We start from the raw sequence: 24,070 nt of genomic DNA, 5'->3' as shown, positions 1-24,070 counted from the left end.
ACTGGCAGTAAAACCCCACTTCAGGACTTCGGGATTTTGGTACCGGTCCCCCAATGAAGTAACGCTTTACTACGCCGGGGGACTGCCCAAAACCCCCCTTACTTCACTGGGGAACTGAACCTTTTTTTCCTTTTTTTAACTTTTTCCTCACAACAGCTATTGTAAACAGGAATGGTATGTAGGCGAAGAGGAAGATGAGTCCACTATTCCTAACGATTCGGGCTAGAAGATGCGAAACTTCTATTCCGATAAGTTGACTATTCACATAATAAAACACAATAAGTAAGGCAATTAAAATATACGTCGGTTTTATTTTTGGGATCGTCAATTTAATTGACCGAATCGCACACCATAAATAAATACAGATCACCGGCATCACCACTAATAGCCACGTGAAAACAAAGATAAACTCAAATCGTTCGATGAAGGGAAACTTTATGATTTTAATCATCGTTAAAGTAGGCCATGTTAATTGTTCCAGCTTTCCTTGGGTAAAAAGCATAAACGTAAGAAGAGTAAGCAACGTATATAGAAAAGTTGTCCATAATAAGGCTAAGTGTCCCCATTTTTGAGAACTTTGTCTATCTTTAATGAAAGGAAAAAATACGAGTACAGGCTCAAATCCTAGGTAAATCTTGGCGGCTTCTTTAACAGAGGTGAAATGGTCTTTCACTCCATATTGAAAGAGCGGCTGGAGATAGGAAAACTCAACATAATTAAGGAAATATAATAATGAAAGCAGCATAAAGCTAGGAATGATGACACCCCAGAAAGCGATGGACGTTATAATCCTAAATCCTCCCGCCACAATGTAAAAAACAGGAACAAGAAGAAGCAATGTGAACTCCCAACTATCTATCGCATCAAAAACCCAAACTTGGAGAATATCGATATAGGAATAAAAGGTGAATATACTTGCTACCGAAAAATAGGCCGCCAAGATGAGATTTAACATCCCACCAATAAACTTTCCAAAAATATCCCTATGAAAAGAGAGGATATCTCCAGCACTGGATTGTTTTAAAATAGTTAGCATCATCAAGAAAATCACATGCATCATCAAACCTAATACGAGTATAGAAATCCAGGCAGTATGGCCTGCTCCCTTGCTGATTTTTGACTGAAAGGATAAAACAAAAATCCCAGTTTGGGCGGAATGGATCAAAAAAAACAGAAAATAGGGTGATACCATTTTATTTTCTTTTACTATTGAGTTCATCAAAAACCCATCCTAAAATTAGCCTTCAAGGCCAGAATGTATAATTTCTAAATCTACATTTACATGAATCGGCAAGGTAGGATATTGCTTATAAAAGGATTCTACATCCCAAGTTATATCCTTTGAGCGCACGATATTACCAATTCCAATTGGATCGACTTCATTTTCCTTAAAGGTTGCTAATAAGTCTTTCATCCCTTTTTCTAAATTCCCAACAACTATTTTCGTGATTTCCCTAACATCGTCCGGATTTTCAACATCAAATCGATCTGGATACTGAGTTAGGGCCATTTTTAATTTTACACGCAGATTTAATTGCTGTTTCTCCTGATCCCAATCCCAATGACTTTTCGTTTTTTCGGTTCGTACAATGAGAATTTCTCCCCGGTTCTTCTCGTTATCAAGCTCGATTTTATATGTTGTTCGTGTCCGTTTATCCTTAATAATTGAGAATATAGTCGATTGTTCTGGATTTAAATGAAGCTTTAATTTGTCGCCCTTAAATATCCCCAGCCCTTCAATACTAATCTGATCTTTTGCATCGATCGTGAGCATCGGAACATAAGCATCCATTCCTTCCCCATAAAAGTGATTTAAAAAAACATGCAGGTTCATGATCGGTAAGTGTTGTCCTTGCATATTATGCTCTAACCGTTCAGCTAACGTAAGTGATTTCTCGTTTTTAAATGTGTTTAACGTTTCCTTTGCCGAATGAGTAGAGGCAGCAATTTGGATATTTGTTCCGAGCTGAGGGGTCATTACTAGTCGTTTGACCATATCGCTGACGCCAGCTTCAGCATAGCCATTCCCGAATAATAACACCCCAATTTTAGGGATTTCAATTGGTGTACTCGTATGTGCTGCCATTTTTGATACAACCAAAGATGCAGTAGCTGCTTGTTCTTCTAAAAAATGAATTTGATCAGCAGCTTTGCTTTTTGTGTAATCAGGGAATAACGCTGTTCCGATGATTTCATCATTGTCTGCTTGATCGAACCCAAACGCATGGATAATACTAATTTTGTCAATAATTTTTGTTCTGGCGCAGCCAATAAGTACAACGACACATACCAATAGTAAGAAGAAAATGTGACTCTTTCGTCCTTTTTTCATTTTATATCCAGCCTTCATCTATTAATTATTCACTATTCAGCCCTTCATCAGGGTCATTTTTCTCAACCGGAGAATATTTCTTTACACTTAAAGGACGCAAATACCACGGACGCTTATCGATTTTAGTATAAGGCGATCTTATAAAGGAAGCAGCAACTCCACCCTTTCGGTACGGATACAATGGGAGTAGAAATGGGACTCCTAATGATTTTAATCGAGCTAAATGGGCGATTAATAAAATAAGTCCTACATAAATCCCTAAGCCGCCCCAAAAACTTGCAAGCAAGATAAAAGGGTACCGTAATAGCCGGACCGCATTAGACATTTTATAAATCGGTGTTGTAAAGGAAGTGAGCGCTGCAAGTGCGACGATAATGAGTAAAATAGTACTCGTAAGCGCCGCTTCAACTGTCGCCTGACCAATGACGATTGCACCAACAATCCCAAGCGTTTGTCCAATTTTCGTTGGCAGTCTCGCTCCTGCTTCGCGCAACAGGTCAATGGTCACTTCTAAAAATAATACTTCTACGACCGGCGGGAAAGGAACGTTCGCCCGCGAAAAAATAATCGGACCTAATAAATCCTTGGGTACAACTTCAAAGTGAAAAGTTAGAATCGCAACATAAAAGGCAGTTGCAAAAATGGAAAACAACACACCAAAGACCCGAATCAATTTAAAAAACGACGCAATGATGGTTGGCAAGTAAAAATCTTCTGGGTTTGAAAAAAACTCCATTAACGTTGCCGGTGCGATTATAGCATAGGAAGATTTATCACTTATGAGAACAACTTGCCCTTGCACAAGTGCTCCTACCGCCCTGTCTACACGTTCTGTCGTTATATATGTAGGAAAAGGCGATTTGCTATTGTCAGAAATCAATTGTTCTAGTTGTGTATTGTCAAAGGAGACATCGGTATCTAGATCCTTAAGCCGCTGTTTTGCCGTATTTACATATTCTTTATTGGTCACCCCATCTAAGTGTGCAACTACGACCTTCGTCTGCGATCTTGTACCAACGACGATTTCTTCAAAAATAAGATCCGAAGTACTCAGATGTTCTCTAACTAAATGAAGATTTGTCGAAAGGTCCTCAATAAAACCAATTTTTGGTCCAATCACACTAAATTCATTTTGGGTATCATTTGTTTCTCGTTGCCCCAATCGAGGATAACTAATATCTAGGAGAGCGTATTCCTCCATTTTGTCTTTAAAATAGACGACAACATGCCCGTCGTAAAGGGCTTTATCAACCTCAATGGGATCTTTTATGATTTTGATATCTTCAATGGGAACAAACTTTTTTAAATCAGAAAGCTTTTTTATCTCAGAAGCATTTTCCTTTAAAGAAGGCAAAACAGATTGTTGAAAGATATTCGGATCAATCAATGTTTGATAAAAACAGATTTGTAAGGGATGATTCTTTTCCAATGGAGTAATCGTAGTAAAATCGCTTGATTTCTTCGCTTTTGCAAATATTTCATTTATCGTTTTTTCTACCGTTTCATACCTTTTATCAGGTTGCTTCCGTACTCTCCTCACTCTAAACATATCTCCACCTAACCCTATCCAAAAATTCATTGGCAGGTTTAGTATTTAACAACAGAACTGGAATTATGTTCAAAATTAAGAAACACCGGGACGGTTCTGCTGTTTCTTTTAATCTCCCTACCAGTGGCTATGGGGTCAGTCCACCGACGGGGAAGCATGGGGACCGTACCCTGTGCTTCTTATTGGAAAAAAATTATGGTTCTGGAGGAAGCGTAGGATACGTCCCTACGCTTTGAGTTCGTCCGCCACTTCTCTTAACTTAATGCCTTTATTGTTATACTAATTCTAACAATAGAAGTCCTTTTTTAATGTCGATCCTTCATTTTGTGCCATTTCACCACATCAGTCTCCAATAGTATAGATACTTTTTTCACTCAAAAAATACAAAAACAGTTTCATTATTTGAAACTTGTTCAAAGAAATTTGTGAGTTTTATTTTTAGAAACTATGATAGAACTAATCAATATTAGGGAGGAACAGACAATGAAATATACAAAATTAAAAAAATCTATTCTTGAAGCATCAGTAATCGGACTTGGTACAAATGCAGTTGGTGGGCATAATTTGTTTCAAAATATAAATGAAGAAGATGGAAAAGAACTTGTAAAAGAAGCATTAAATATTGGGGTAAACTTTATTGATACAGCTGATATTTATGGTCTTGGTCGTTCTGAAGAATTAGTTGGTGAAGTATTAAAAGAATTTAAGCGTGATGATTATGTGGTCGCGACAAAAGGAGCGCAACATTGGTTTGAAGATGGTTCAGTAAAAACAGATAATCGCCCTGAATATTTACGAGAAGCAATTGAGAAAAGTTTACAGAGGTTGCAATTAGACTATGTGGATTTGTATTATTTACACTTCCCAGATAATGAAACGCCTTTTGTGGAATCGATTGGTGAGTTAGCTCGATTAAAAGAGGAAGGGAAAATTCGTGCAATTGGGATTTCGAATGTATCACTTGAGCAATTAAAAGAAGCAAATGCAAATGGCGATATTTCCGTTCTACAATCACCTTATAATATGCTAGATCGTTCAGCGGAAGTAGAATTATTACCGTTTTGTATTGAAAACAATATTTCGTTTATTCCGTATGGTCCGCTGGCATTTGGGTTGCTTGGAGGCGCATTCACAGAAGATTCTAAGCTAGACCCTCAAGATTGGCGTCAATCAATTCCTTTATTCCAAGGTGAACAATTCAATAAAACACTTGAAACAGTAGAAAAATTAAAAGAATTTTCTGTTCAGAAAGAAACAACTCTTCCTAACTTAGCGCTAGCTTGGTTACTTGCTCAAGAGGGTGTTGACGCAGTCATTCCGGGAGGTAAACGAAAAGAGCGTATCCGTGAAAACGTTCAAGCAAGCGAAATTAATTTATCTAAGGAAGAATTAAACATCATTAACGAGATTCTAAATAACATCTAAGTTTATACTACGTAGTTGTCCAAAAAGTATTTGAAATTGACTTATGAGTGTAATCCACTTTGGTATTCTTTTCTCCCATAATTTTAAATAACAGCGAAAAGGGGTATGAATAAACCTCTTCAAATGATATTGTGAAAAATTGCACTTAAATTGGAAGCGTTTGTCTATAAGGATAGTCGCTCATAATCTATTCTAAACCAGTCTCCAATCGGAGCTGGTTTTTGATGATGATCTATATAATTGTTAAAGTCCGAAGCTATAAAATTTTAATCGTAATTGGATAGAGGGAAGGTTCGCTAAGATAGGGATAGCTTATAAAGAATGGGAAGTTTTTGGACCCTTATTTGTGATTATGGTATCATTTTTGTACCAAGGTTGAGGGGGATGTATGTTGAAAAAAGAGATGTGGCAAGAAGCACAAGAATTCATCCGTACTTTTTACAATGAAACGAATAAACCAGAACATGAGCTTAAAATAAGGTTGGGAGAAATCCAAGCATGCATTCAAGAGAAAGGGTATTACGAACACACCTATGAAGAACTTGAATATGGAGCAAAAATGGCTTGGCGCAATAGTAATCGCTGCATCGGAAGGTTGTTTTGGGAAAGCTTATATGTGAAGGATAAACGACAAGTAAAAACGGAGGAAGAAATAAAGGAGGCCTTACTTGAACATATTGAGTACGCGACGAACAACGGCCGGATTCTTCCTACCATTTCGATTTTTCCTCAAACACAACGAAGCTCGATTCAAATTCATAATCATCAATTGATACGCTATGCAGGCTATAAAACAGAACATGGAATCATTGGTGACCCAGCCTCCCTTCAATTTACAAAAACATGTCAGCGTTTAGGATGGGAAGGAGAAAAAACTCATTTTGATGTATTGCCCCTTGTCCTTCAAATTGGAGATCAGCCTCCAAAGGTTTTTGACATTCCGGAAGAGCTGATACTTGAAATTCCAATCCGTCATCCTGAATATGACTTTTTTGAAGATTTACAGTTAAAGTGGTATGCTGTTCCGATTATCTCAAGCATGCGGTTAGAAATTGGTGGGATTGACTACCAAGCAGCACCATTTAATGGGTGGTATATGGGGACCGAGATTGGCGCGAGAAATTTTGCGGATGAACAAAGATACAATATACTTCCCCAAATTGCCTCTTTAATGGGGCTAGATATTAGCCGAAACAGTTCACTTTGGAAAGATCGAGCATTGGTCGAATTAAATGCTGCTGTCCTTTATTCATACAAAGAGGATGATGTAAGTATCGTTGATCATCACACGGCTGCTCAGCAGTTCAAATTATTTGAAGAGCGGGAAATGACAAAGGGTAGACCTGTTACAGGTGACTGGACTTGGCTGATCCCACCACTATCTCCGGCTGCAACGCATATTTTTCATAAACCCTATAAAAATGAAATAAAATCACCTAATTTCTTTTATAAATAATCAGGTATGAGAAACACGGGGACGGTTCTGCCGTTTCTTTTAATCTGCCTACCATTCCACGCTATGGTGGCTACGTGGTCAGTCCCCCGACGAAGTAACGCTTTACTTCGCTGGGAGACTGACCTCGTTTTTTTCTTTTGTATCGTCCAATGGCACGTGAACGTATCATCTACTTCCTTGTTTGCGGTAGATACCAATCGATTCTCCTTTCATCTCATAAAGATGAGATTCATAGAAACAGTCCATAATCACCAATATCCTCAATGCAAAGCGTATGACTCAGTCAAACAGGAGAACCGCCCTTCTGTACTTTACAAAGCACTAATAATAACAAAACAAAAAAATACTTACATATCAGGCATTTTTCTCTTGTTTTTATTATTTCTCTACACCACGTCAAAATTATCCATGAACTACCATAAAAGCCCTATGAATTCTTTGACTGACGAATAACGAATCTAGCTCTATTAAACTAAATTTTAAAATTTATAGTAGCAAATTACTATTTTTACAATATTTACAAATAACTTACATCTACTTCATTCGATTAATAAACTAGCAAGTTATTCTTTATTTGTACAAACTTTTGAATAATTAGGAGCTGAAAAGGAATGAATGTAAAAAAAATGTTTAGCAACACGAAGTCTCGCACACTTCTATTATCTGCTCTACTAGTTGGTGCAGTCCCTGCAATGAATGTCGTACTTGCTGATTTAAGCGCAACAAAGTATCCCGATGGTGAGACGTACAAGCCTACCCCTGTCCCAGATCGGATTATTCTGAACTGGAAAGGAGACACAGCTACAACTCAAGCGGTTACTTGGCGTACGGATGTAAGTGTCGCTACTCCACAAGCCCAGATTGCTGTTGCAGAAGATGGACCTGCATTTAAGAGTAAAGCGATTACGGTTAATGCTGAAAGCAGCAGCGAAGTGAATGGGAATCAAGCATACACTTCAAAGTTTCACACCGTTAATTTCGAAGATCTCCAACCAGACACAAAATACTTATATCGCGTGGGTGACGGCGCAAATTGGAGCGAATGGTTTGAGTTCACTACTGGATCTGACAAAGCTGACCCATTCTCATTCTTATATCTAGGTGATGCACAAAATAATATTAAAGAACACTGGTCTCGTGTAATTCGTAATGCCTACTCAGATCTTCCTGAGGCAGATTTCATTATCCATGCTGGTGATTTAGTTAACCAAGGAGATTCAGATGAGCAATGGGGTGAATGGCACGAAGCTGGTGGATGGATCAACGGAATGGTCCCTAGTATTCCGGCTCCAGGAAACCATGAGTACTCAAAAATCGTAAAAGGGGCGGAAAAAGGACTTTCACAATATTGGCGTCCACAGTTTGCCCTACCAGAAAATGGACCAGCAGATATGCAAGAAAATGTATACTACACTGACTATCAAGGGATGCGGATTATTTCTCTTGATACTAATCTTCGCGGAGCAGACTTTGATAAGCAAATTGTATGGCTTGAAGAAGTATTGGAGAATAATCCAAATAAGTGGACGGTTCTAACCTACCATCACCCGATTTTCTCAAACTCTCCAGGGCGTGACAACGTGGAAGTCAGAGATAAATTGCTGCCTGTTGTTGAAAAATATAGTGTTGACCTCGTACTACAAGGGCATGATCACAGCTATGCACGCGGTATGGTTAGCAATGTCGCAGAAGGAACAAAAGCAATGAGCTCAAAGAGTGATACTGTATTTGTCGTATCTGTTTCTGGTCCTAAGATGTATGACTTCACTACTAAAAACTGGGATGACAATGGAGCTAAAGTGAAAGACTCGATCAAAGATACTCAACTTTACCAACTAGTTAAAGTGGACGGAAATAAACTCTCATTTGAGGCATACACGGCAACTGGGGAATTGTTCGACGGTTTTGAGATCAATAAAACTCAGACAGGAGAAAAGCAAATTAAAGAAATTAAAAAGGCTAACTAAATACCAACAAAATCAGCATTGATCCGAAAAAATGATGGAGGTGGAGCAAATGTTCCATCTCCATTTACGATGTGTTTGACATCAGAGGCAAAAGTGCTGTAGAGGTTTGCACTCTGTAATAAAGTACTAAAAGGAAGGAATCTACCATGAAACGATTATTTTCTATTCATATGATCGTACTTTTACTAACCGTTTTACTTTCTAGCTTTTTACCCAACCATGCAAGCGCACATGTGACTAGCTATGGCTATATGGACATTCAAGAAGGAACGGAAGAAGTCCAAATAAACCTAACCCTAGATTATCAGGAACTTGCCGAAGCGTTCGGCTTTTTTGATATTTTTGATTCCTCTTTTTCTACGGCAGAGTTGGAAGAGAGATTATTAGAAAACGAAGAGAACCTGATGAAATACATAACCTCAGGAGTGAGAGTATACCGTGATGAACTAATCTGCGAACCTCAGCACATTGATACAAAGGTAAGTATCGCGAATACTAATCATCCTTTGGCTCATTTCGAACTTTTATATCCATGTAAAGGGGACTCTACTCGCATTTCATATGACTTGCTTGTAGATGACATCAACCGTTCCCATATAAATTTTGCGACCGTTAATGGAGATAAGGGAACTCAAGAGTTCACCTTCACAATTGCAGAACGGGAAATGGTGATTGGGGAACATAACTGGCTTCGGCAAGCACGGAACTATGTCCTTCTTGGGTTCGATCATATCCTCACTGGTTATGATCACATTTTATTTGTTCTATGTCTGATTCTCCCCGCCGCCATTTCATTTGGAAGAGTAATTGAGGTGGTCACAGCATTTACCCTTGGACATAGTATTACACTGGGTCTTGCCACTTTAGAGATTGTCTCCCTTCCCGACCAATTAGTAGAGTCAGCTATCTATTTAAGTATTATTTATGTTGCTGTAGAAAACCTTTTCAAATGGGAGTCCAAGAAACGATGGCTCATTACCCTCGTATTCGGACTCATCCACGGATTTGGATTTTCTGGGATATTGCAAGAAATGGAACTTTCTAGCAGTACCATTGCATCTTCCTTGCTCTTTTTCAACATTGGCGTGGAGGTTGGTCAGATTGCCATTATTGCCTTGGTCTTTCCATTATTCGTGTGGGCAAGAAAATACAAACCCTTCCCATATTTTGTCTCTACCAGCTCCGCACTAATTATTACTATCGGATTAATTTGGTTTGTACAGGGATTGGGCGGGTTTTAAAGAAACACCGGGACGGTTCTGCCGTTTCTTTCTGCCGTTTCTTTTCGAATTGATTCCGCGTGCCTGTCCCCCCAGCACGGTAGTGGGTAAAGTTTGTTTGCTTGAAGCGTGATTGGTGCTCAAATCGATCATTTTAAGAAGGCGAGCGAATCCAGTTGTTACGTTCATTGTTTCGGAAAAAAACAAACTATCAATCCTAATCTTGACAAAATCTTAACATTTCCTCAAAAGCTTCTGGAAATATACTTGGTACGATAATAGTGAAGATAGAAAGACGAAAGACAAGGAGGAGAGGAAAATGAAAACCAAAAAGCTATTCGTAACTGGGGTCATTGTCGGAGCCTTTACCTTGGGTGCGATGTTTGCTCCGCTTGGTGAATCAACAGCGGAAAGCATTCAAGCATCTCCCGCAAGTCAAAAAGCGGTGAATGGGAATGATAATGTACAACAGACAAATGTGGATTATATTTGCCCAATCACTGGTGAGCCAACAATTGGCAAAGGCGCAGGATATGGCAAAAATGCAGGCATGGGCATGGGCATGGGCCGCGGCGCCGCGGGGGGAGGACAAGCTTTTGCGGGCAGCATGCATGAAGTGATTGCCGAGGAACTTGGGATGACAGCAGAAGACCTATATGCGGCGCGTTCTGAAGGTAAATCGATCGCAGACTTAGCTGCCGAAAAAGGAATCGAGGTCGAGGAGTTGCTTAATGTGATCGTCGAGGAACATAAGGCAAAGCTTCAGCCCCTCATTGAAACTGGTCAGATTTCTGAAGGGCAAATGGAAGCGATGTTGACCAACCACGAAGCAAGGATGGAAGCAATGATGAACCAAGATGAAATTGGTCCAAGGAATGGCCGCGGCGCTGGCCATATGGGGATGAGCCAGGGTGGTAGAATGCATAGAAATGCCGGGAGCTTCTAAACCACTGCCTGATTTACCTGAGAAAAGTGTTCCATTTGGAGCACTTTTTTTAAGCCTTCTTAAAAGCAAGCCGCACAATCGCCCCGATTTCTATAAACCTGTTTATTCCGTAGAAAACTCTTCATATTTTTTCACTAAGCGAATGGCAATGCGGTTGTTATAATAGAAGCAGAAGAAGGAGATGAGCAGGATGGCAAAGCGGATTGCAATCGTTGATGATGAAAAAAAATTACGGGATACGTTAACGGCGTATTTAACAAATGAGGGATATGACACCGTTGAGGCGGAGGATGGTGAGGAGGCGTTGAAAGTAGTCAAAACCAACCCAGTTGACCTTATTCTGCTTGATGTGATGATGCCGAACAAAGATGGCATCGAAACATTGCGTGAAATCCGCATGCACGATCGAAACATGCCTGTAATCATGCTAACGGCCAAGTCAGAGGAAATTGATAAGCTGTTGGGACTCGAGATGGGAGCCGATGATTATATCACGAAGCCCTTTAGTTTGCGTGAGCTCGTTGCCCGGATAAAAACCGTTTTAAGAAGAAGTGGTCCGAGCTCCATCGAACTCGATGAGCCTGACGAGATTCTGAAACGGGGACCAATTGAAATGAATGAATCAACCTATGAAGTTAAGGTGAATAATGAGCTGATCAGTCTCACGCCAACCGAATATAAAATTTTAATCACACTAGCCCGTAAGCCTGGTCGCGTGTTTAGTCGTCTTCAGTTGTTAGATCTCGTTATGGGGGAGGCTTATATTCATTATGAGCGTTCGATTGATACACATGTGAGCAATTTGCGAAAAAAGATTGAACAAGACCCGGCCGCGCCAGTCTATATTCATACGGTTTATGGCATTGGGTATCGCTTTGGTGAGAAAAAATGAAACTCCAGCATAAGCTGATTTTTGCCTTTATTTTAATCGTTTTTTCGATGGGAGCTGTTCAAGCTTTTATTTTAAAAGGAAGTATCGAGGACACATTTGAAACCTACATCGATAAGTCTCATTTTGGATTATTAGAGCGGATGAAACAAAGCCTTGAAAATTATTATGAACAAACGGGCTCATGGGACAATGTTCAGCAGGTGTTGTTTGAAGCCAATCTGAGCAGCGGACAAGGATGGCGAATGACCGATAATGATAATCAGGTACCGGTCATGCCAGATGGCAGCGGACAAGGAATGGGAGGGATGCATGGTCGAGGCGGAATGAATTCGGGCATCGGGTTCGGTATGAGTGCCATGATGACGAGTGCAGATCTGCTTTTACTGGACAAAGAAGGAACAGTGATTGCTGATAGTACCCAGACAAGAATCGGTGAAGACGGGGAAGACTTTCGCGGACAAGCGGTCGAGTTGATCGTTGGCGGTGAACATCAAGGGACACTTGTTCTTCAGCAAAACGGATGGCAAACGCTAGAGGAGGAGTTCATCCAAACGTCGAATCGGGCGATCGTTATTAGCAGTTTGATTGCCGCAGGCTTGGCGCTCTTCATCAGTTTCTGGATCGCGCGTACAATCACCAATCCGCTAAGAAAATTAATGACGGCAACAAAGCAACTTGCTCGTGGTCAAAAGGTGAGCGAAGTGAAGATTCGTACGAAGGATGAATTTTATGAACTCGGAGCGGCTTTTAATGACATGGCGCGAAAGTTAGCGCGAAATGAAGAAGCGAGACAGGCACTTGTCGCTGATGTCGCGCACGAGTTGCGAACCCCATTGGCGATTTTCCAAGGGAAATTAGAAGCGATTCAAGAAGGAGCAATTGAACCAAGTGAAGAAGTGATTCTTGAACTAACCGATGAAGTCTACCGCCTCAATCGCTTGGTCAGTGATCTCCAGCAAATCAGCCTCGCTGAAGCCGGAACCTTGCCGCTTACTAAAAAACAGACCAATATTAGCGAACTGATTCAGCGAGTTTGCGCTAGTTTGCAATGGATGGCCGAGGAAAAAAACATCACTCTAAGTTGTGAACAACTTCCCGAAGAGTGCTTGCTTGAAATCGATCGCGACCGCATGACTCAAGTGATGGTCAATTTAACCGGCAATGCCCTTCGTCATACCGAAGAAAACGGAGTGGTCGAAATGACGCTCACTGAAACAGATGCATCTTGCACGGTTATCGTCCGTGATAATGGTCCAGGAATTTCTGAGGATGTTTTGCCGTTTATTTTTGAACGGTTTTATAAAGGAGATCCCTCAAGGTCGCGAAAAGAAAGTGGCACAGGCCTTGGTCTTTCGATTGCGAAGGGATTTGTCGAGGCCCATGGTGGGAAGATGGAAGCCCGAAGCAAAGTCGGACAAGGCAGTACATTTATTTTAACCTTATTCAAATAATGCGTAGCCCATTAGGGTGCGCATTTTTTCGATTGGTCAGCATTCGGGTGCCCCCTTTTTTCCATTTCAAAACCATTTTTAAGAGTTATCTTCCTGAGAAGCATGGGGACGTACCCTGTGCTTCTATATTGGAAAAGAAATTATGGGTCGGGAGGAAAGCGTAGGGTACGTCCCTACGCTAACCTAAGTGCAACTAGAAAACGTAAGGAAATCATAAATAACCTCGTTGAAACGTTTGTAGGGTTTTGTTTTATATAGTCTACTGTTGACGTAAATCAACTTACAAGTAAGATGCTGATGAAAATATAACTTTAACACCTTTTTTAACTTTTCTTTTCAATTTCACATTTTCTGCACTCCTTATTGATGTGTTTAACTACATTGTTTAATTCATAATTAATCTGTCGACCACTAAACCGCAGAACTTTCCAACCGTTTTTATGGAGATAGGCATCTTTTCGTCTATCATGTGCTTTTTGTGCAGGAGTTGAATGGTTTTCTTTGCCGTCACACTTGATAGCTAATCGAACGAAGCGAAGGGACGTACCCTTTGCTTCTTTGAATTAGATTAAATTAAACGGAAAATGGTTGATCTAATTAGTAAACTGAAGCATAAGGTACGTCCCCATGCTTATCCCCCATCTTACTGCGTCCCCGTGCTTCCTGAAAATAAAAGTCGCTTTGTTGGGAAGTTCACGTATAATGGACTCTAGTAATGACGAATATAATTTTTTCGAAAGAGAATCTTATACATATTGTCGAAAAAACTAATAAATGAGGGCCAAACATGAGCGATGTAAGTTTTGAGGAATATCATTTAAGCGATGAAATTAATAAAGCACTTGCTTTGTTGAAGTACGAAACGCCGACAGAGGTTCAAAGGAAGGCTATTCCATTGGCGTTAGAAAATAAGGACCTTGTAGTAAAGTCTCAAACGGGTAGTGGCAAGACTGCAGCTTTTGGTATCCCTATTTGCGATCAGGTTGAGTGGAAGGAGAAAAAACCCCAGGCGCTCATTCTTACCCCAACTAGGGAGCTTGCTGTACAAGTTCGAGAAGATATGACCAATATCGGAAGGTTCAAACGGATAAAAGCGATATCCCTTTATGGAAAAGAGCCTTTTGCGAAACAAAAAGAAGAACTACAACAAAAAACACATGTAGTGGTCGGAACGCCTGGGCGCGTCATCGATCATATTGAAAGAGGAACACTCCTTTTAGATCAAATCAAGTATTTAATCATTGATGAGGCAGATGAAATGTTGAATATGGGCTTCATTGATGAAGTTGAAGCGATTATTAAAGCACTCCCGTTAACAAGAGTAACAATGGTCTTTTCGGCAACACTGCCCAAAGATGTTGAAAACCTTTGTCATCAGTATATGAAAGATCCGATTCACATTGGGGTTGCGTCTACAGGCGTGACAACCAACAGTATTGAACATTTTTTAATTCAAGTAAAAGAAGACGAGAAGATGTCTCTTCTTAAAAATGTTACAGTCGTTGAGAATCCAGATAGCTGTATCATTTTTTGCAGGACGAAAGAACACGTCGATACCGTTTTTGCTGAATTGGAGGCAGCGGATTATGCTTGTGAACGACTTCATGGAGGTTTAGAACAAGAAGATCGCTTTGCCGTTATGAATGGGTTTAAAATGGGGAATTTCCGTTATCTTGTGGCCACAGATGTAGCAGCAAGGGGAATAGATGTTGATAATGTGACGTTGGTGATCAATTATGATGTTCCAATGGAAAAAGAGAGTTATGTTCACCGAACAGGTAGAACAGGGCGAGCTGGTAATAAAGGAAAAGCGATTACCTTTTCTACCCCTTATGAAGGAAAATTCATGAACGCGATTGAAAAATACATTGACTTTGAACTCACCAAAATAGAACCTCCTAAACAGGAGGACGTTGATCGCGGAAGAGCTGCATTTGTGGAAAAAATCAGTGGACGCCGTGTTGTTCATAATAATAAGACCGCGCGAGTGAACAAAGATATTATAAAACTCCATTTCAGCGGTGGAAAAAAGAAGAAGCTTCGTGCTTTAGATTTTGTGGGCACGATTGCCAATATCTCCGGCGTAACAGCAGAAGATATTGGGATTATCACAATAAAAGACCAATTGACCTATGTGGATATTCTTAATGGAAAGGGATCACTCGTCCTACAGGCCATGGAGAATTTAACAATAAAGGGGAAAAAATTAAAAGTGAGTAAGGCCATAAAGTGATTAAATGGGCTTTGGGGCCTGTCCCGGTGAGCTAAAGCGTTACCGTACTGGGGGTCAGGCAAGGCACCGAGGGAAGCGAAGGGACGTACCCTTCGCTTCTTTGAATTAGATTAGATTAAATTAAACGGAAAATGGTTGATTTAATTAGTAAACTGAAGCATAAGGTACGTCCCCATGCTTCGTTGGACCTTCATTTTTATATTAATATAATGTTATCACATAATGAAGTGGGTGTGTGCGATGGACATGGTGATGGATAAAAGCTGTGAAGGAAATGACTTTGAAAAAATAATTACAGACTATGCCCCAAAAATAATCGGGTCGTTAGGGAAAGTGTTTACGACGGATTCGATTCCAGAAAAGAAATTAAAAAACGCAATCAGCGCTTATGGAAATGATGTGAATGAGTCAAATGTGATTGCACTCTATGATAGCACCGCATTTGGAAGTGCAAAAGATGGGTTTATGATTACACGAGCATCGTTTTATTATAAAGAAATGTTGGAAAAACCGGTGAGCATTTCTTTTAACCGGCTTGAAAAAGTAGAAAAAGAAGTGATTCGTGTTCCGCAAAAAAATAAACCCGATAAAATCAAATATAAGCTACATCTTGACGTCGGAGCGGACGAGCCGCTCACGATCAATGTAAATGACAACTACCTAGATGGCGAACAGTTTTATTTATTTTTACAGGAAGTTTTAAAAAGCAAAGAAACAGGAATGATTGATGAATCCGATAAAATTGTGATTCTCGAAGATATGCCGTTCGATGTTAAAGTAAACTATGTAAAGATGATTGTCCAATTTGTGATCAATGAAAATGGAGAGCTTGATGGAAAATCTCTTTCTGAAATACAAACCTTAATGTCGCAGTTGAATTTTGGTGCGGAATTGCGTCATGAAATCCGTTCTTATCTAGCAGAACCAGAACACACACTGGATGAACTGATTGGGTTCATGGAAAGGGAGATTCCAAAGGGAAGTGAAGCAGCTCTGAGAATTTCGCTCATAAAGGACATGATTCGTGTTCACCGCGTTCGGGAAGAGGATGTCTTGGTGATGACCGTCGAGACGATTGTGGAAATGTCGAAAAGATATAATATAGATGAAAAACAAATTGAAGTAATTGAACAAGGAATTATCAATGATGAAAAAATTATGCGTGGCGAAGTAAAGGATGACCAAATCATTAAAAATGCGAAAGAGCTGTCCGCACGAGCGGCTTCTGTCGGGGTCCCAATCGCTGCGATTTATATGAGTGGAAGCGTTGTCGGATTGAGTGCGGCTGGGTTAACATCTGGACTTGCCGCATTAGGTCTTGGCGGGGTCCTTGGACTTTCTTCGATGGTGACGGGAATTGGGGTCGTTGTGATTGCGGGTGTAGGGGTGTATAAAGGGATTCAATGGTTAACAGGTGGATCTGAACGTTCTAAAACACAAAAGCGAGAGTTTTTTATCCAAGAAATCATTAAAAATAATCAAAAAACGATCAATAATCTAGCAGAAGATGTGAACTTTTATTCGGAAAAAGTAGTAGCTTTAGCACTTGAAGAGCAAGTAAATAAAAAACGAATCGAAAAGCTAGGAAAAGAGCTTTCCGTGATTACTCGGGCACTGAAAACGTTACAGGAAAAAGGCATCGATCTCCAACAGGTGTTAGATCGGAAGGAGTAGAAAATGAAGGACATTGAAAAAGCATTGCTGGCTCAAACCGATCAATTAAAGAAAACATCAAAAACATTAGCTGAGCTTGAGGGTGTAACAAATGATTTTGACAAGGGACAGAAGGAGCAATCTCATGCTTTAGATGCCGCGGACGCTCAAATGGGGGAGCTTTTTTCCATGTTAGGTTTAAAGCGTGAGGAGGTAGACTTAACGAACGAAACAGAATCAAGTTTGATTCAACTTTCCAATGCCGAGCTTATTGAAATAAAACAGAGAGTTCCGAAAATTGAACGAGTGCCGATTCTAACAGGAGAAAATTGGGAAACGTATCAGCAAAATATTGATTGTTATATAGAGAAATATGACCTCGATTTAACGACCGATCCGATAAAACAAATGCTGACAACGAGGCAGCTCAAGGAAATTGAGGATCAATTTCATCAAGAATTTGGCAATCTGAAATGGAATAAGTGGGATTATTCAGTTGTTGGATTGGGAGCTTTAGTAGGATTTTTAGTTTATTTGTTTGTTGTGAAATTCCCCGCAGAGGGAGCAAAGAAATATATTCCGGCTGGGCAGGAAAGTGAAGTTGGCAAATGGGTGAACAAGGCGATGAGCTCGTTAGACCCGAAAAACAATGAAAAAATGAAAGTATTAGAACAGTGGGCAACGACTCCATATGACGCTGTGAAAATTAATCACTTTTCGCGGATAATCGAGGAAGCTGACAAGTTGAAAATGAATGGAAATCTACATAGGCTAAAAACACCTGGACATGACCCAATCTTACAGTTGATTTTTGGGGTGTTGGATTGTATGAGTGGCACGATTTCAGTCTTTGATCAAAGCGGGAAACTGGCGGTGTTAAATAACCCCAATTATCATGGAACGAATATTTTTATGGCGGTAATTAAGACGCTGAGCCATTTTATCACCGATATCGGGACGAAAAGAAGTGTCGCGCCGCCATTTTTTACACTGACACAAGCGATTACGTTTGATACACATATTGATATTAATGATCGCGGAACGGTTCGAAAGATGAAGTTAAATGAAGTAGCAGAGAGAATGTATTCTGTTGGTGGTTATAATTTCAATCATTTTCTTGTGATGTCACTGGCACCACTATGTGTGGAGGTGATCATTCGGGCCTATCATTGGCTGACAAAGCCAACAACAACACCTTCATTGAAGCGCGATTATAAACTGTCCAGCATGCTGACGCTTGGTCATTCCTTAACGATGTCCGGAAACGTCATGAAAATGTGGTTAAATGGCTGGAACCCACTAGCCTTTAATTATTCGCAAATGCTGATGTTAGTCAAGTCCTTCTATTCTTTATATAAAGGAAAATCAGAACGTGACCGCGTAATCCAAAATACATTATCGAAGAATTGGCAGGCAATCCACCTCAGCTTAACGTGAGGGACAGTAGGGATAAGTTCCTTGTTCCACCCTTTAGTTTAATTCTGGACAGTAGTCTTGTTGGCTTCGATTAAATCATCTAGAATGTCTTTCGCTACTTTTGCACTTGGGCCGTTTTTGAGAAGCGAAGGGGACTCGAATGTTGAGTAGGATTTTTATTAAGTGTTAATACAGAGAACATAAAAAAACAGGCTCTATATAAAGAGCCTGTTTGTATAAACGAATAAGATTAAGCAGCTTTTTGAACGTTAGCAGCTTGAGCTCCACGAGCACCTTGCTCTACGTCAAAAGTTACTTTTTGACCTTCGTCTAATGATTTGAAGCCTTCACTTTGGATAGCAGAGAAGTGTACGAACACATCGTCTCCATTTTCACGTTCGATAAAGCCAAAACCTTTTTCTGCATTAAACCATTTAACTGTACCTTGTTCCATTTTTGTTGCCTCCTAGTGCGTTCCCACACAATGTATTACTACTCTTGCCCAAAGTATCATCAAGACGAAAAGTCTATATTCATACGATCCTTTACACCGAACAAAAATAATTCTTCTTTATCATAGCAGGAAACGGAAAAAATTGCAAACCATTAGGGTTTAACTAATTTCACTTAGAATTCTACGATTTAGGCATCAAAATCAATAAATCAAACCTCTTGTAAAGGTGGATTTACTGATGCAATTCATGATTAATGACGGAATAGGCAAAGAAATTGCCAAAACTATGGCTAAGGCAGGTGCGAGCGTATTGGTGACTGGAATGGATGAAGAGCGAACAAAAACAGCAGCGACTGAAATCGCTGAACAAACAGGTGCAGACCTTGACTACTATGTAGGCGGTCTTTCGTTGGAAGAAAATGTTTCGGCTATGGTCGAAAATGCGGAGGAAGTAGTGAAACAAATAGAGCGTGTACCTGGAGTGACGTATGCTGCGCTTGTCCTGAACCGTAGGGACTAGATAGAGCAATAGACGCGAATATTGATGAATCATCGATCTTTATGTCTGCTTCAGAAACCCATAATCAAAAGAATATTAATAAATCTATTGAAGAAACGTTTCCTATATTACAAGAAGTTGCGAAAGAGTCACTTGTAGCTGGTAAGTCCGTTCGAGGGTATGTATCAACCGTTTTTGGTTGTCCCTATGAGGGGAATGTGAGCATTGAAAATATTATCAGGGTATCTGAAACATTATTTGAAATGGGGTAAGAGAATTATCTCTTGGCGACACAATCGGTGTTGCGACCCCTTTACAAGTTCAACAGGTGTTAGATGTCTTGTTAAAACGTTTTCCTTCTGACAAGTTGGCGATGCATTTTCATGATACGAGGGGAAGCGCCATGGCAAATGTCCTAACCTCACTAGAAATGGGAATCACAAAGTTTGATAGTTCACTTGGAGAACTCGGGGGATGTCCATACGCTCCAGGTGCATCTGGAAATTTGGAACAGATGATTTACTTTATATGCTTAATGGAATGGGAATACAAACAAATGTACAATCTGATCGCTGACTAAACGCAGCTCGATATATTCAAGAGAAGATGAATAAATCTCTGCCTAGTCATTCTTTACAGGCATGTTCGTTACCCAAAGAATAGAATGAATCCGTTGTTAATGGGAATTACGCTTCTGTTACACTTTAAGTAATTCTATTTCATAGGGCTATTCCGAGAAATAATCTGAGTTCTTTATCCAGAACTCAGGTTTTTCTTTTATACTGTGCATTTGCCCTTAAAGGTGGCCTATCTTTCACCCTCTCAAGCAAGCTTTGTATATATTGAACGACATGAATCCAGCATGGCTTCGGTGCGGTATAGCAGGGACAGTATAATGTTGATGGAAAAGCCTACTTCACTGATCAATGGCATGACCTCTCTCTTGCATGTTGGTTTCTTCCTTTCATTTTAAAGTAATAGAACTTTAACACTTTACGACTAATTTTAAAATTGTGAGTTTGGTAAATTTTCAAAAAATATATTGTAAAATAAAATACCGTATGTTAAATTTGTTTTAACAAATGGAATGCTATTCCACATAGTTGAATAGATGAATTGATTTATCTGCTCAATGTAAGCGCGTTCAACTGATGTGAAGTATAGTTCGATCAAGGCAGTTCCATTAAATCTTTGAAAGGGGTTTTTAAAAATGGTCTTTTGGAAAAACGTGAAGGATGTAGAGGCTTATTCTCCACCTGGACATGAAGGAACTTTTAATCGTCGGCTTGTCGGTCCAGAGGAAGGCATTGAAGATATGGAGGTCATTATAGGTGAAATGGAACCTGGAGGGTTGGCAGATCCGCATTTTCACGACGATATCGAACAAATCATGTACATATTAACAGGTAAGGCTCATGTCATTATTGAAGGGAAAGAATCAGTCTTATCAGAAGGGGATGTTCTATGGATTCCTAAGAAGGCCATGCATGATATCAGAAATGCAGGCGATACGAACCTGCGTTTTGTACTAATATATTCGCCGCAAAAAGTGAAAGTTGAATCCAAATAGGTTGAAAGGGATATATTTCAATAGTTTAGGAGGGAAAAGAATGAAAAAAGTCTGGGCATTTCTTATTTGTGCAATGTTAATTGCGATTGTAAGTGCTTGTGGAAGTAGTGAAGCAAAAAGTACGAATGAAGGGGCCGAAGAAGTAATTAAGCTGAAAATCGCCGATTCACTTCCAACGTCCAACTACTTATCCTCGGAAGGAGCAGTATTCTTCATGGATCGAGTAAAGGAGTTAACCGATGGGAAGGTTGAATTTGAGCATTATCCTGCTGAACAAATTGGGAAGGCAAATGCCTATCTTGACTTGACACTTTCTAAAACTGTCGATATTGGATATACCTCATATTCAACAGATAAATTACCCCTCGTTGAGGTTGCTACTTTACCAGGGGCTTATGATTCTGCAGAAGAAGGTTCCGCAGTCATTTGGAAATTGGTAAAGGAGTATTTAACTGAAGAGGAATACTTAAAGAATGGAGTTCGTCCGATCTACGCCGTTGCATTGCCACAGTACCAGTATGTAAGTGCGAAGAAACCTGTAAATTCCATCGAGGACTTAAAAGGAACGAAAGCCCGTGTGACTGGCACAATGGAACTTGGTTTTGATCACCTTGGAGCATCCCCTGTTTTTATGCCAGCAACTGAAGCCTACACTGCAATGGAACGTGGAACGGTTGATGGGGTAACATTCCCGTTTACAAGTTTTGAACCTTATCAGATTGAATCGATTGCAAAGTATTCAACAAAAGGCGCCAATTTAGGAAGTTTCACTGTTGTGTACTCTATCAACGAAGATGTATACCAATCACTTCCTGACGATGTAAAAGAAGCATTTGCACAAGCGGGAGATGAGACAGTCGAACACCTTTCAAAATTCCTTGATGAGAAAAATGAAGAACTAGCTGAGAAATTTTCTTCCAAAATTGAAATCTATGAACTTAGTGAGGAAGAGTCTGCTGAGTGGGATAAAGCCCTTGTGCCTGTGTGGAATCGTTGGGCAGAAGGTCTAGAAAAAAGAGGCTTTAATGCCAATGAAACAATAGAAAAATATCGTGAAATTAGAGAAAGCTTAAACTAACATCTTATTAATATTAATAATAAGAGCAGCCAATCACTTTGAAATATTGGCTGCTCTTTATAAAAAGGGATGGTGATAAAGATGCATATGATCGAAAAAGGGTTCACAAGACTAGAGACCTTTTTTTTGAGGCTTTCACAACTAGCTTTAGTCATTATGATGGTATTAACTACATTTGATGCACTAAGCCGTTATATATTCAGTAAGTCCATTACTGGTGCCTATGAAGTGACGGAGATGTATTTAATGGTCATACTTGTATTTCTTAGTATGAGTTATGTGCAAAGGATAGATGGACACATCCGTCTAGATATTTTATTTTCACGGTTGACCGAAAGATCTCAGAACTACTTGAATAGCTTCTACTACATAATTTCTGCTGCGTTGATGTTTTTCATCGGTTATAAAGGTTTAATGATCACGATGGATGCTATACAGAACAACTTAATTGCATCTGGTCTCATTAATTTCCCCTTATGGCTTTCTTATATTTGGATTCCTATTGGTTCATTTCTGATTATGATTCGACAGATTCTTTTAGCCATTATGCTACTCGTAGGAATTCCTCCGCAAAACGAAGACCGAGAAGAGGTGAATGACTGATGACCATAGTATTGCCACTGATTCTATTAGGATTATTCCTTGCCTTTGGGATGCCAATTGCATTTGCACTAGGAATATCAGGGTCAATCGGGATTCTGTTGTTCAATGGCTGGGATTCTTTTTTAGGAATCATTCAAACAACTCCTTACGACAGTGTTAAGAGCTTTATCATGAGTGCAATTCCAATGTTTATTTTGATGGCATCTTTTATGACCGTTAGTGGAATTATGAAAGATCTATTTGCAGCTGCATACAATTGGCTTGGTAAATTGCCGGGGGGACTTGCTATTGCTACTGTTTTCGCAGGGGCATTAATGGGAGCAGTCTCGGGTTCGAGTCAGGCATCTGCCGCTGCGATGGCAAAAGCAGCCGCACCTGAAATGAGAAAATACAATTACAATACCGCATTAACAATGGGAGTCATTAGTATTTCTGGAACACTTGCTGTTATGATCCCACCAAGTATTATTCTTATCCTATACGGGATTTTAACTGAAACTGGTGTGGGTTCACTCCTTATCGCGGGGATCATTCCGGGGATTATCACTGCCTTAGGTTATATATTTGTTATTGTTTTTATGGTTAAAATGAAGCCGGAACTGGCTCCAAAAATCTCAATAGAGCTAACATTCAAAGAAAAACTAGAGTCATTAAAAAATGTTTGGCCAATGCTTCTTATTATTTTAGCAGTCATAGGCGGGATTTATAGTGGGTTTGTTACAGCGACAGAAGCAGGGGCTCTTGGTGCGTTTATTACCTTAATTGTTATTATACTCATGCGTCGTATCAATTTTAAAAAATTTGGTGTAGCACTTAACGATACAATTAGATCAACAACAATGATTATGACTATTATTATTGGAGCACATATATTTAGTTACTTTTTGACGATGACCCAGGTTACTCAACAGCTAGTTCTGGCGATTGAAGGATTAGAAGTTTCTAGGTATATCATTTTAATTATTATCATTCTAATTTATTTGATTCTTGGTTTCTTTATGGACCAAATTGCTATCCTTATTTTAACGTTGCCGTTGACTTTCCCGATTATCATTTCTCTTGGCTTTGACCCAATCTGGTTTGGGATTTTAGTGGCCAAAACGGTTGAAGTTGGACTAGTTACTCCTCCTGTAGGAATGAATATTTTTGTTGCAACAGGAGCAGCAGGTGTCAAGACAGCTGAAGGGTTTAAAGGGGTAAAGTGGTTCGTTATTACGGATTTATTTATTTTACTATTATTAATTCTTTTGCCATTTATTACTTTATGGCTCCCAGGTTTAATGATGAGTCAATAATACTAGCTAGATAAAGCTGTAAAGATAGGAA

19 protein-coding genes and 1 pseudogene are annotated in these 24,070 nt (G+C 39.7%); 15 read left to right on the top strand and 5 right to left on the bottom strand.

From position 1 onward, the window contains the following. Positions 1 to 103: 103 nt before the first annotated feature. Genes GNT69_RS13335 through GNT69_RS13325 form a run of 3 tightly spaced genes read right to left on the bottom strand, consistent with a single transcriptional unit; the run spans position 104 to position 3,881 of the window. A complete protein-coding gene (locus GNT69_RS13335) occupies positions 104 to 1,219 on the bottom strand; it encodes a GerAB/ArcD/ProY family transporter (RefSeq protein ID WP_203555430.1) in 1,116 nt (371 codons plus the stop codon). Between the two features lie 18 nt (positions 1,220 to 1,237). Then, on the bottom strand, positions 1,238 to 2,332 hold the full coding sequence (locus GNT69_RS13330) for a Ger(x)C family spore germination protein (RefSeq protein ID WP_203555429.1): 1,095 nt from the start codon (positions 2,330 to 2,332) through the stop codon (positions 1,238 to 1,240). Between the two features lie 25 nt (positions 2,333 to 2,357). Further along, complete coding sequence (locus GNT69_RS13325; protein ID WP_203555428.1) at positions 2,358 to 3,881, bottom strand: spore germination protein; 1,524 nt, start codon at positions 3,879 to 3,881, stop codon at positions 2,358 to 2,360. Positions 3,882 to 4,364: 483 nt separating this feature from the next. Between GNT69_RS13325 and GNT69_RS13320 the strand changes: the two genes are divergently transcribed. From GNT69_RS13320 to GNT69_RS13290, 7 genes are all read left to right on the top strand, one after another. Next, on the top strand, positions 4,365 to 5,306 hold the full coding sequence (locus GNT69_RS13320; protein ID WP_203555427.1) for an aldo/keto reductase: 942 nt from the start codon (positions 4,365 to 4,367) through the stop codon (positions 5,304 to 5,306). A gap of 388 nt (positions 5,307 to 5,694) precedes the next feature. Continuing rightward, positions 5,695 to 6,762, top strand: a complete 1,068-nt coding sequence (locus tag GNT69_RS13315) for a nitric oxide synthase oxygenase (RefSeq protein ID WP_203555426.1) — start codon at positions 5,695 to 5,697, stop codon at positions 6,760 to 6,762. Positions 6,763 to 7,373: 611 nt separating this feature from the next. Continuing rightward, positions 7,374 to 8,729, top strand: coding sequence for a purple acid phosphatase family protein (locus GNT69_RS13310; RefSeq protein ID WP_203555425.1), 1,356 nt, complete (start codon positions 7,374 to 7,376; stop codon positions 8,727 to 8,729). Between the two features lie 146 nt (positions 8,730 to 8,875). Continuing rightward, positions 8,876 to 9,970 (top strand): HupE/UreJ family protein, encoded by a 1,095-nt coding sequence (locus tag GNT69_RS13305; protein ID WP_203555424.1) that lies wholly within the window; start codon positions 8,876 to 8,878, stop codon positions 9,968 to 9,970. A gap of 298 nt (positions 9,971 to 10,268) precedes the next feature. After that, positions 10,269 to 10,895 (top strand): hypothetical protein, encoded by a 627-nt coding sequence (locus GNT69_RS13300; RefSeq protein ID WP_203555423.1) that lies wholly within the window; start codon positions 10,269 to 10,271, stop codon positions 10,893 to 10,895. 190 nt (positions 10,896 to 11,085) lie between these two features. Next, on the top strand, positions 11,086 to 11,787 hold the full coding sequence (locus tag GNT69_RS13295; protein WP_203555422.1) for a response regulator transcription factor: 702 nt from the start codon (positions 11,086 to 11,088) through the stop codon (positions 11,785 to 11,787). Next, positions 11,784 to 13,238 (top strand): sensor histidine kinase, encoded by a 1,455-nt coding sequence (locus GNT69_RS13290; protein ID WP_203555421.1) that lies wholly within the window; start codon positions 11,784 to 11,786, stop codon positions 13,236 to 13,238. Before GNT69_RS13295 ends, GNT69_RS13290 begins: the two co-directional genes overlap by 4 nt. A gap of 323 nt (positions 13,239 to 13,561) precedes the next feature. Here GNT69_RS13290 and GNT69_RS13285 read toward each other — a convergent pair whose 3' ends face one another. Continuing rightward, complete coding sequence (locus GNT69_RS13285) at positions 13,562 to 13,756, bottom strand: DUF559 domain-containing protein (protein ID WP_203555479.1); 195 nt, start codon at positions 13,754 to 13,756, stop codon at positions 13,562 to 13,564. A 269-nt stretch (positions 13,757 to 14,025) separates the two neighbouring features. On the opposite strand from GNT69_RS13285, the gene GNT69_RS13280 reads away from it, so the two are divergent. The 3 genes from GNT69_RS13280 to GNT69_RS13270 all read left to right on the top strand — a co-directional run bounded on the left by GNT69_RS13280 (position 14,026) and on the right by GNT69_RS13270 (position 18,561). Beyond that, complete coding sequence (locus GNT69_RS13280) at positions 14,026 to 15,471, top strand: DEAD/DEAH box helicase (RefSeq protein WP_203555420.1); 1,446 nt, start codon at positions 14,026 to 14,028, stop codon at positions 15,469 to 15,471. 240 nt (positions 15,472 to 15,711) lie between these two features. Next, positions 15,712 to 17,145 carry a hypothetical protein gene (locus GNT69_RS13275; protein ID WP_203555419.1) on the top strand — a complete coding sequence of 478 codons (1,434 nt, stop codon included), beginning with the start codon at positions 15,712 to 15,714 and terminating at the stop codon, positions 17,143 to 17,145. A gap of 3 nt (positions 17,146 to 17,148) precedes the next feature. Further along, positions 17,149 to 18,561, top strand: a complete 1,413-nt coding sequence (locus GNT69_RS13270; RefSeq protein ID WP_203555418.1) for a hypothetical protein — start codon at positions 17,149 to 17,151, stop codon at positions 18,559 to 18,561. A 229-nt stretch (positions 18,562 to 18,790) separates the two neighbouring features. Here GNT69_RS13270 and cspC read toward each other — a convergent pair whose 3' ends face one another. Further along, positions 18,791 to 18,994, bottom strand: a complete 204-nt coding sequence (gene cspC / locus GNT69_RS13265; protein WP_203555417.1) for a cold-shock protein — start codon at positions 18,992 to 18,994, stop codon at positions 18,791 to 18,793. Positions 18,995 to 19,232: 238 nt separating this feature from the next. Between cspC and GNT69_RS13260 the strand changes: the two are divergent. The 5 genes and pseudogenes from GNT69_RS13260 (at position 19,233) to GNT69_RS13240 (ending at position 24,039) form a co-directional block, all read left to right on the top strand. Further along, positions 19,233 to 20,156 (top strand): annotated as a pseudogene (locus GNT69_RS13260) (hydroxymethylglutaryl-CoA lyase). A gap of 547 nt (positions 20,157 to 20,703) precedes the next feature. Beyond that, the gene (locus tag GNT69_RS13255; protein ID WP_203555416.1) at positions 20,704 to 21,063 is read left to right on the top strand and encodes a cupin domain-containing protein; all 360 of its coding nucleotides are present in this window, start codon (positions 20,704 to 20,706) and stop codon (positions 21,061 to 21,063) included. Positions 21,064 to 21,103: 40 nt separating this feature from the next. After that, entirely contained in the window at positions 21,104 to 22,141 is a 1,038-nt protein-coding gene (locus tag GNT69_RS13250) for a TRAP transporter substrate-binding protein (protein ID WP_203555415.1), read from the top strand. An 81-nt stretch (positions 22,142 to 22,222) separates the two neighbouring features. Beyond that, positions 22,223 to 22,744 (top strand): TRAP transporter small permease, encoded by a 522-nt coding sequence (locus GNT69_RS13245; protein ID WP_203555414.1) that lies wholly within the window; start codon positions 22,223 to 22,225, stop codon positions 22,742 to 22,744. Then, complete coding sequence (locus tag GNT69_RS13240; protein ID WP_203555413.1) at positions 22,744 to 24,039, top strand: TRAP transporter large permease; 1,296 nt, start codon at positions 22,744 to 22,746, stop codon at positions 24,037 to 24,039. The genes GNT69_RS13245 and GNT69_RS13240 overlap by 1 nt, the downstream gene beginning before the upstream one ends. Positions 24,040 to 24,070 lie beyond the last annotated feature (31 nt).

It is taken from the genome of Bacillus sp. B15-48 (genome assembly GCF_016879755.1).
In the GTDB taxonomy this organism is placed as follows: domain Bacteria; phylum Bacillota; class Bacilli; order Bacillales; family Cytobacillaceae; genus Mesobacillus_B.
Note: the sequence above shows the minus strand (reverse complement) of the source record. Positions and strands in the feature narration are given on the sequence as shown.

Excerpts from the sequence above, each read along its gene's own strand:
- GNT69_RS13335 (WP_203555430.1), bottom strand. The coding sequence starts at position 1,219 with ATGAACTCAATAGTAAAAGAAAATAAAATGGTATCACCCTATTTTCTG.
- GNT69_RS13330 (WP_203555429.1), bottom strand. The coding sequence starts at position 2,332 with ATGAAAAAAGGACGAAAGAGTCACATTTTCTTCTTACTATTGGTATGT.
- GNT69_RS13325 (WP_203555428.1), bottom strand. The coding sequence starts at position 3,881 with ATGTTTAGAGTGAGGAGAGTACGGAAGCAACCTGATAAAAGGTATGAA.
- GNT69_RS13320 (WP_203555427.1), top strand. The coding sequence starts at position 4,365 with ATGAAATATACAAAATTAAAAAAATCTATTCTTGAAGCATCAGTAATC.
- GNT69_RS13315 (WP_203555426.1), top strand. The coding sequence starts at position 5,695 with ATGTTGAAAAAAGAGATGTGGCAAGAAGCACAAGAATTCATCCGTACT.
- GNT69_RS13310 (WP_203555425.1), top strand. The coding sequence starts at position 7,374 with ATGAATGTAAAAAAAATGTTTAGCAACACGAAGTCTCGCACACTTCTA.
- GNT69_RS13305 (WP_203555424.1), top strand. The coding sequence starts at position 8,876 with ATGAAACGATTATTTTCTATTCATATGATCGTACTTTTACTAACCGTT.
- GNT69_RS13300 (WP_203555423.1), top strand. The coding sequence starts at position 10,269 with ATGAAAACCAAAAAGCTATTCGTAACTGGGGTCATTGTCGGAGCCTTT.
- GNT69_RS13295 (WP_203555422.1), top strand. The coding sequence starts at position 11,086 with ATGGCAAAGCGGATTGCAATCGTTGATGATGAAAAAAAATTACGGGAT.
- GNT69_RS13290 (WP_203555421.1), top strand. The coding sequence starts at position 11,784 with ATGAAACTCCAGCATAAGCTGATTTTTGCCTTTATTTTAATCGTTTTT.
- GNT69_RS13280 (WP_203555420.1), top strand. The coding sequence starts at position 14,026 with ATGAGCGATGTAAGTTTTGAGGAATATCATTTAAGCGATGAAATTAAT.
- GNT69_RS13275 (WP_203555419.1), top strand. The coding sequence starts at position 15,712 with ATGGACATGGTGATGGATAAAAGCTGTGAAGGAAATGACTTTGAAAAA.
- GNT69_RS13270 (WP_203555418.1), top strand. The coding sequence starts at position 17,149 with ATGAAGGACATTGAAAAAGCATTGCTGGCTCAAACCGATCAATTAAAG.
- cspC (WP_203555417.1), bottom strand. The coding sequence starts at position 18,994 with ATGGAACAAGGTACAGTTAAATGGTTTAATGCAGAAAAAGGTTTTGGC.
- GNT69_RS13255 (WP_203555416.1), top strand. The coding sequence starts at position 20,704 with ATGGTCTTTTGGAAAAACGTGAAGGATGTAGAGGCTTATTCTCCACCT.
- GNT69_RS13250 (WP_203555415.1), top strand. The coding sequence starts at position 21,104 with ATGAAAAAAGTCTGGGCATTTCTTATTTGTGCAATGTTAATTGCGATT.
- GNT69_RS13245 (WP_203555414.1), top strand. The coding sequence starts at position 22,223 with ATGCATATGATCGAAAAAGGGTTCACAAGACTAGAGACCTTTTTTTTG.
- GNT69_RS13240 (WP_203555413.1), top strand. The coding sequence starts at position 22,744 with ATGACCATAGTATTGCCACTGATTCTATTAGGATTATTCCTTGCCTTT.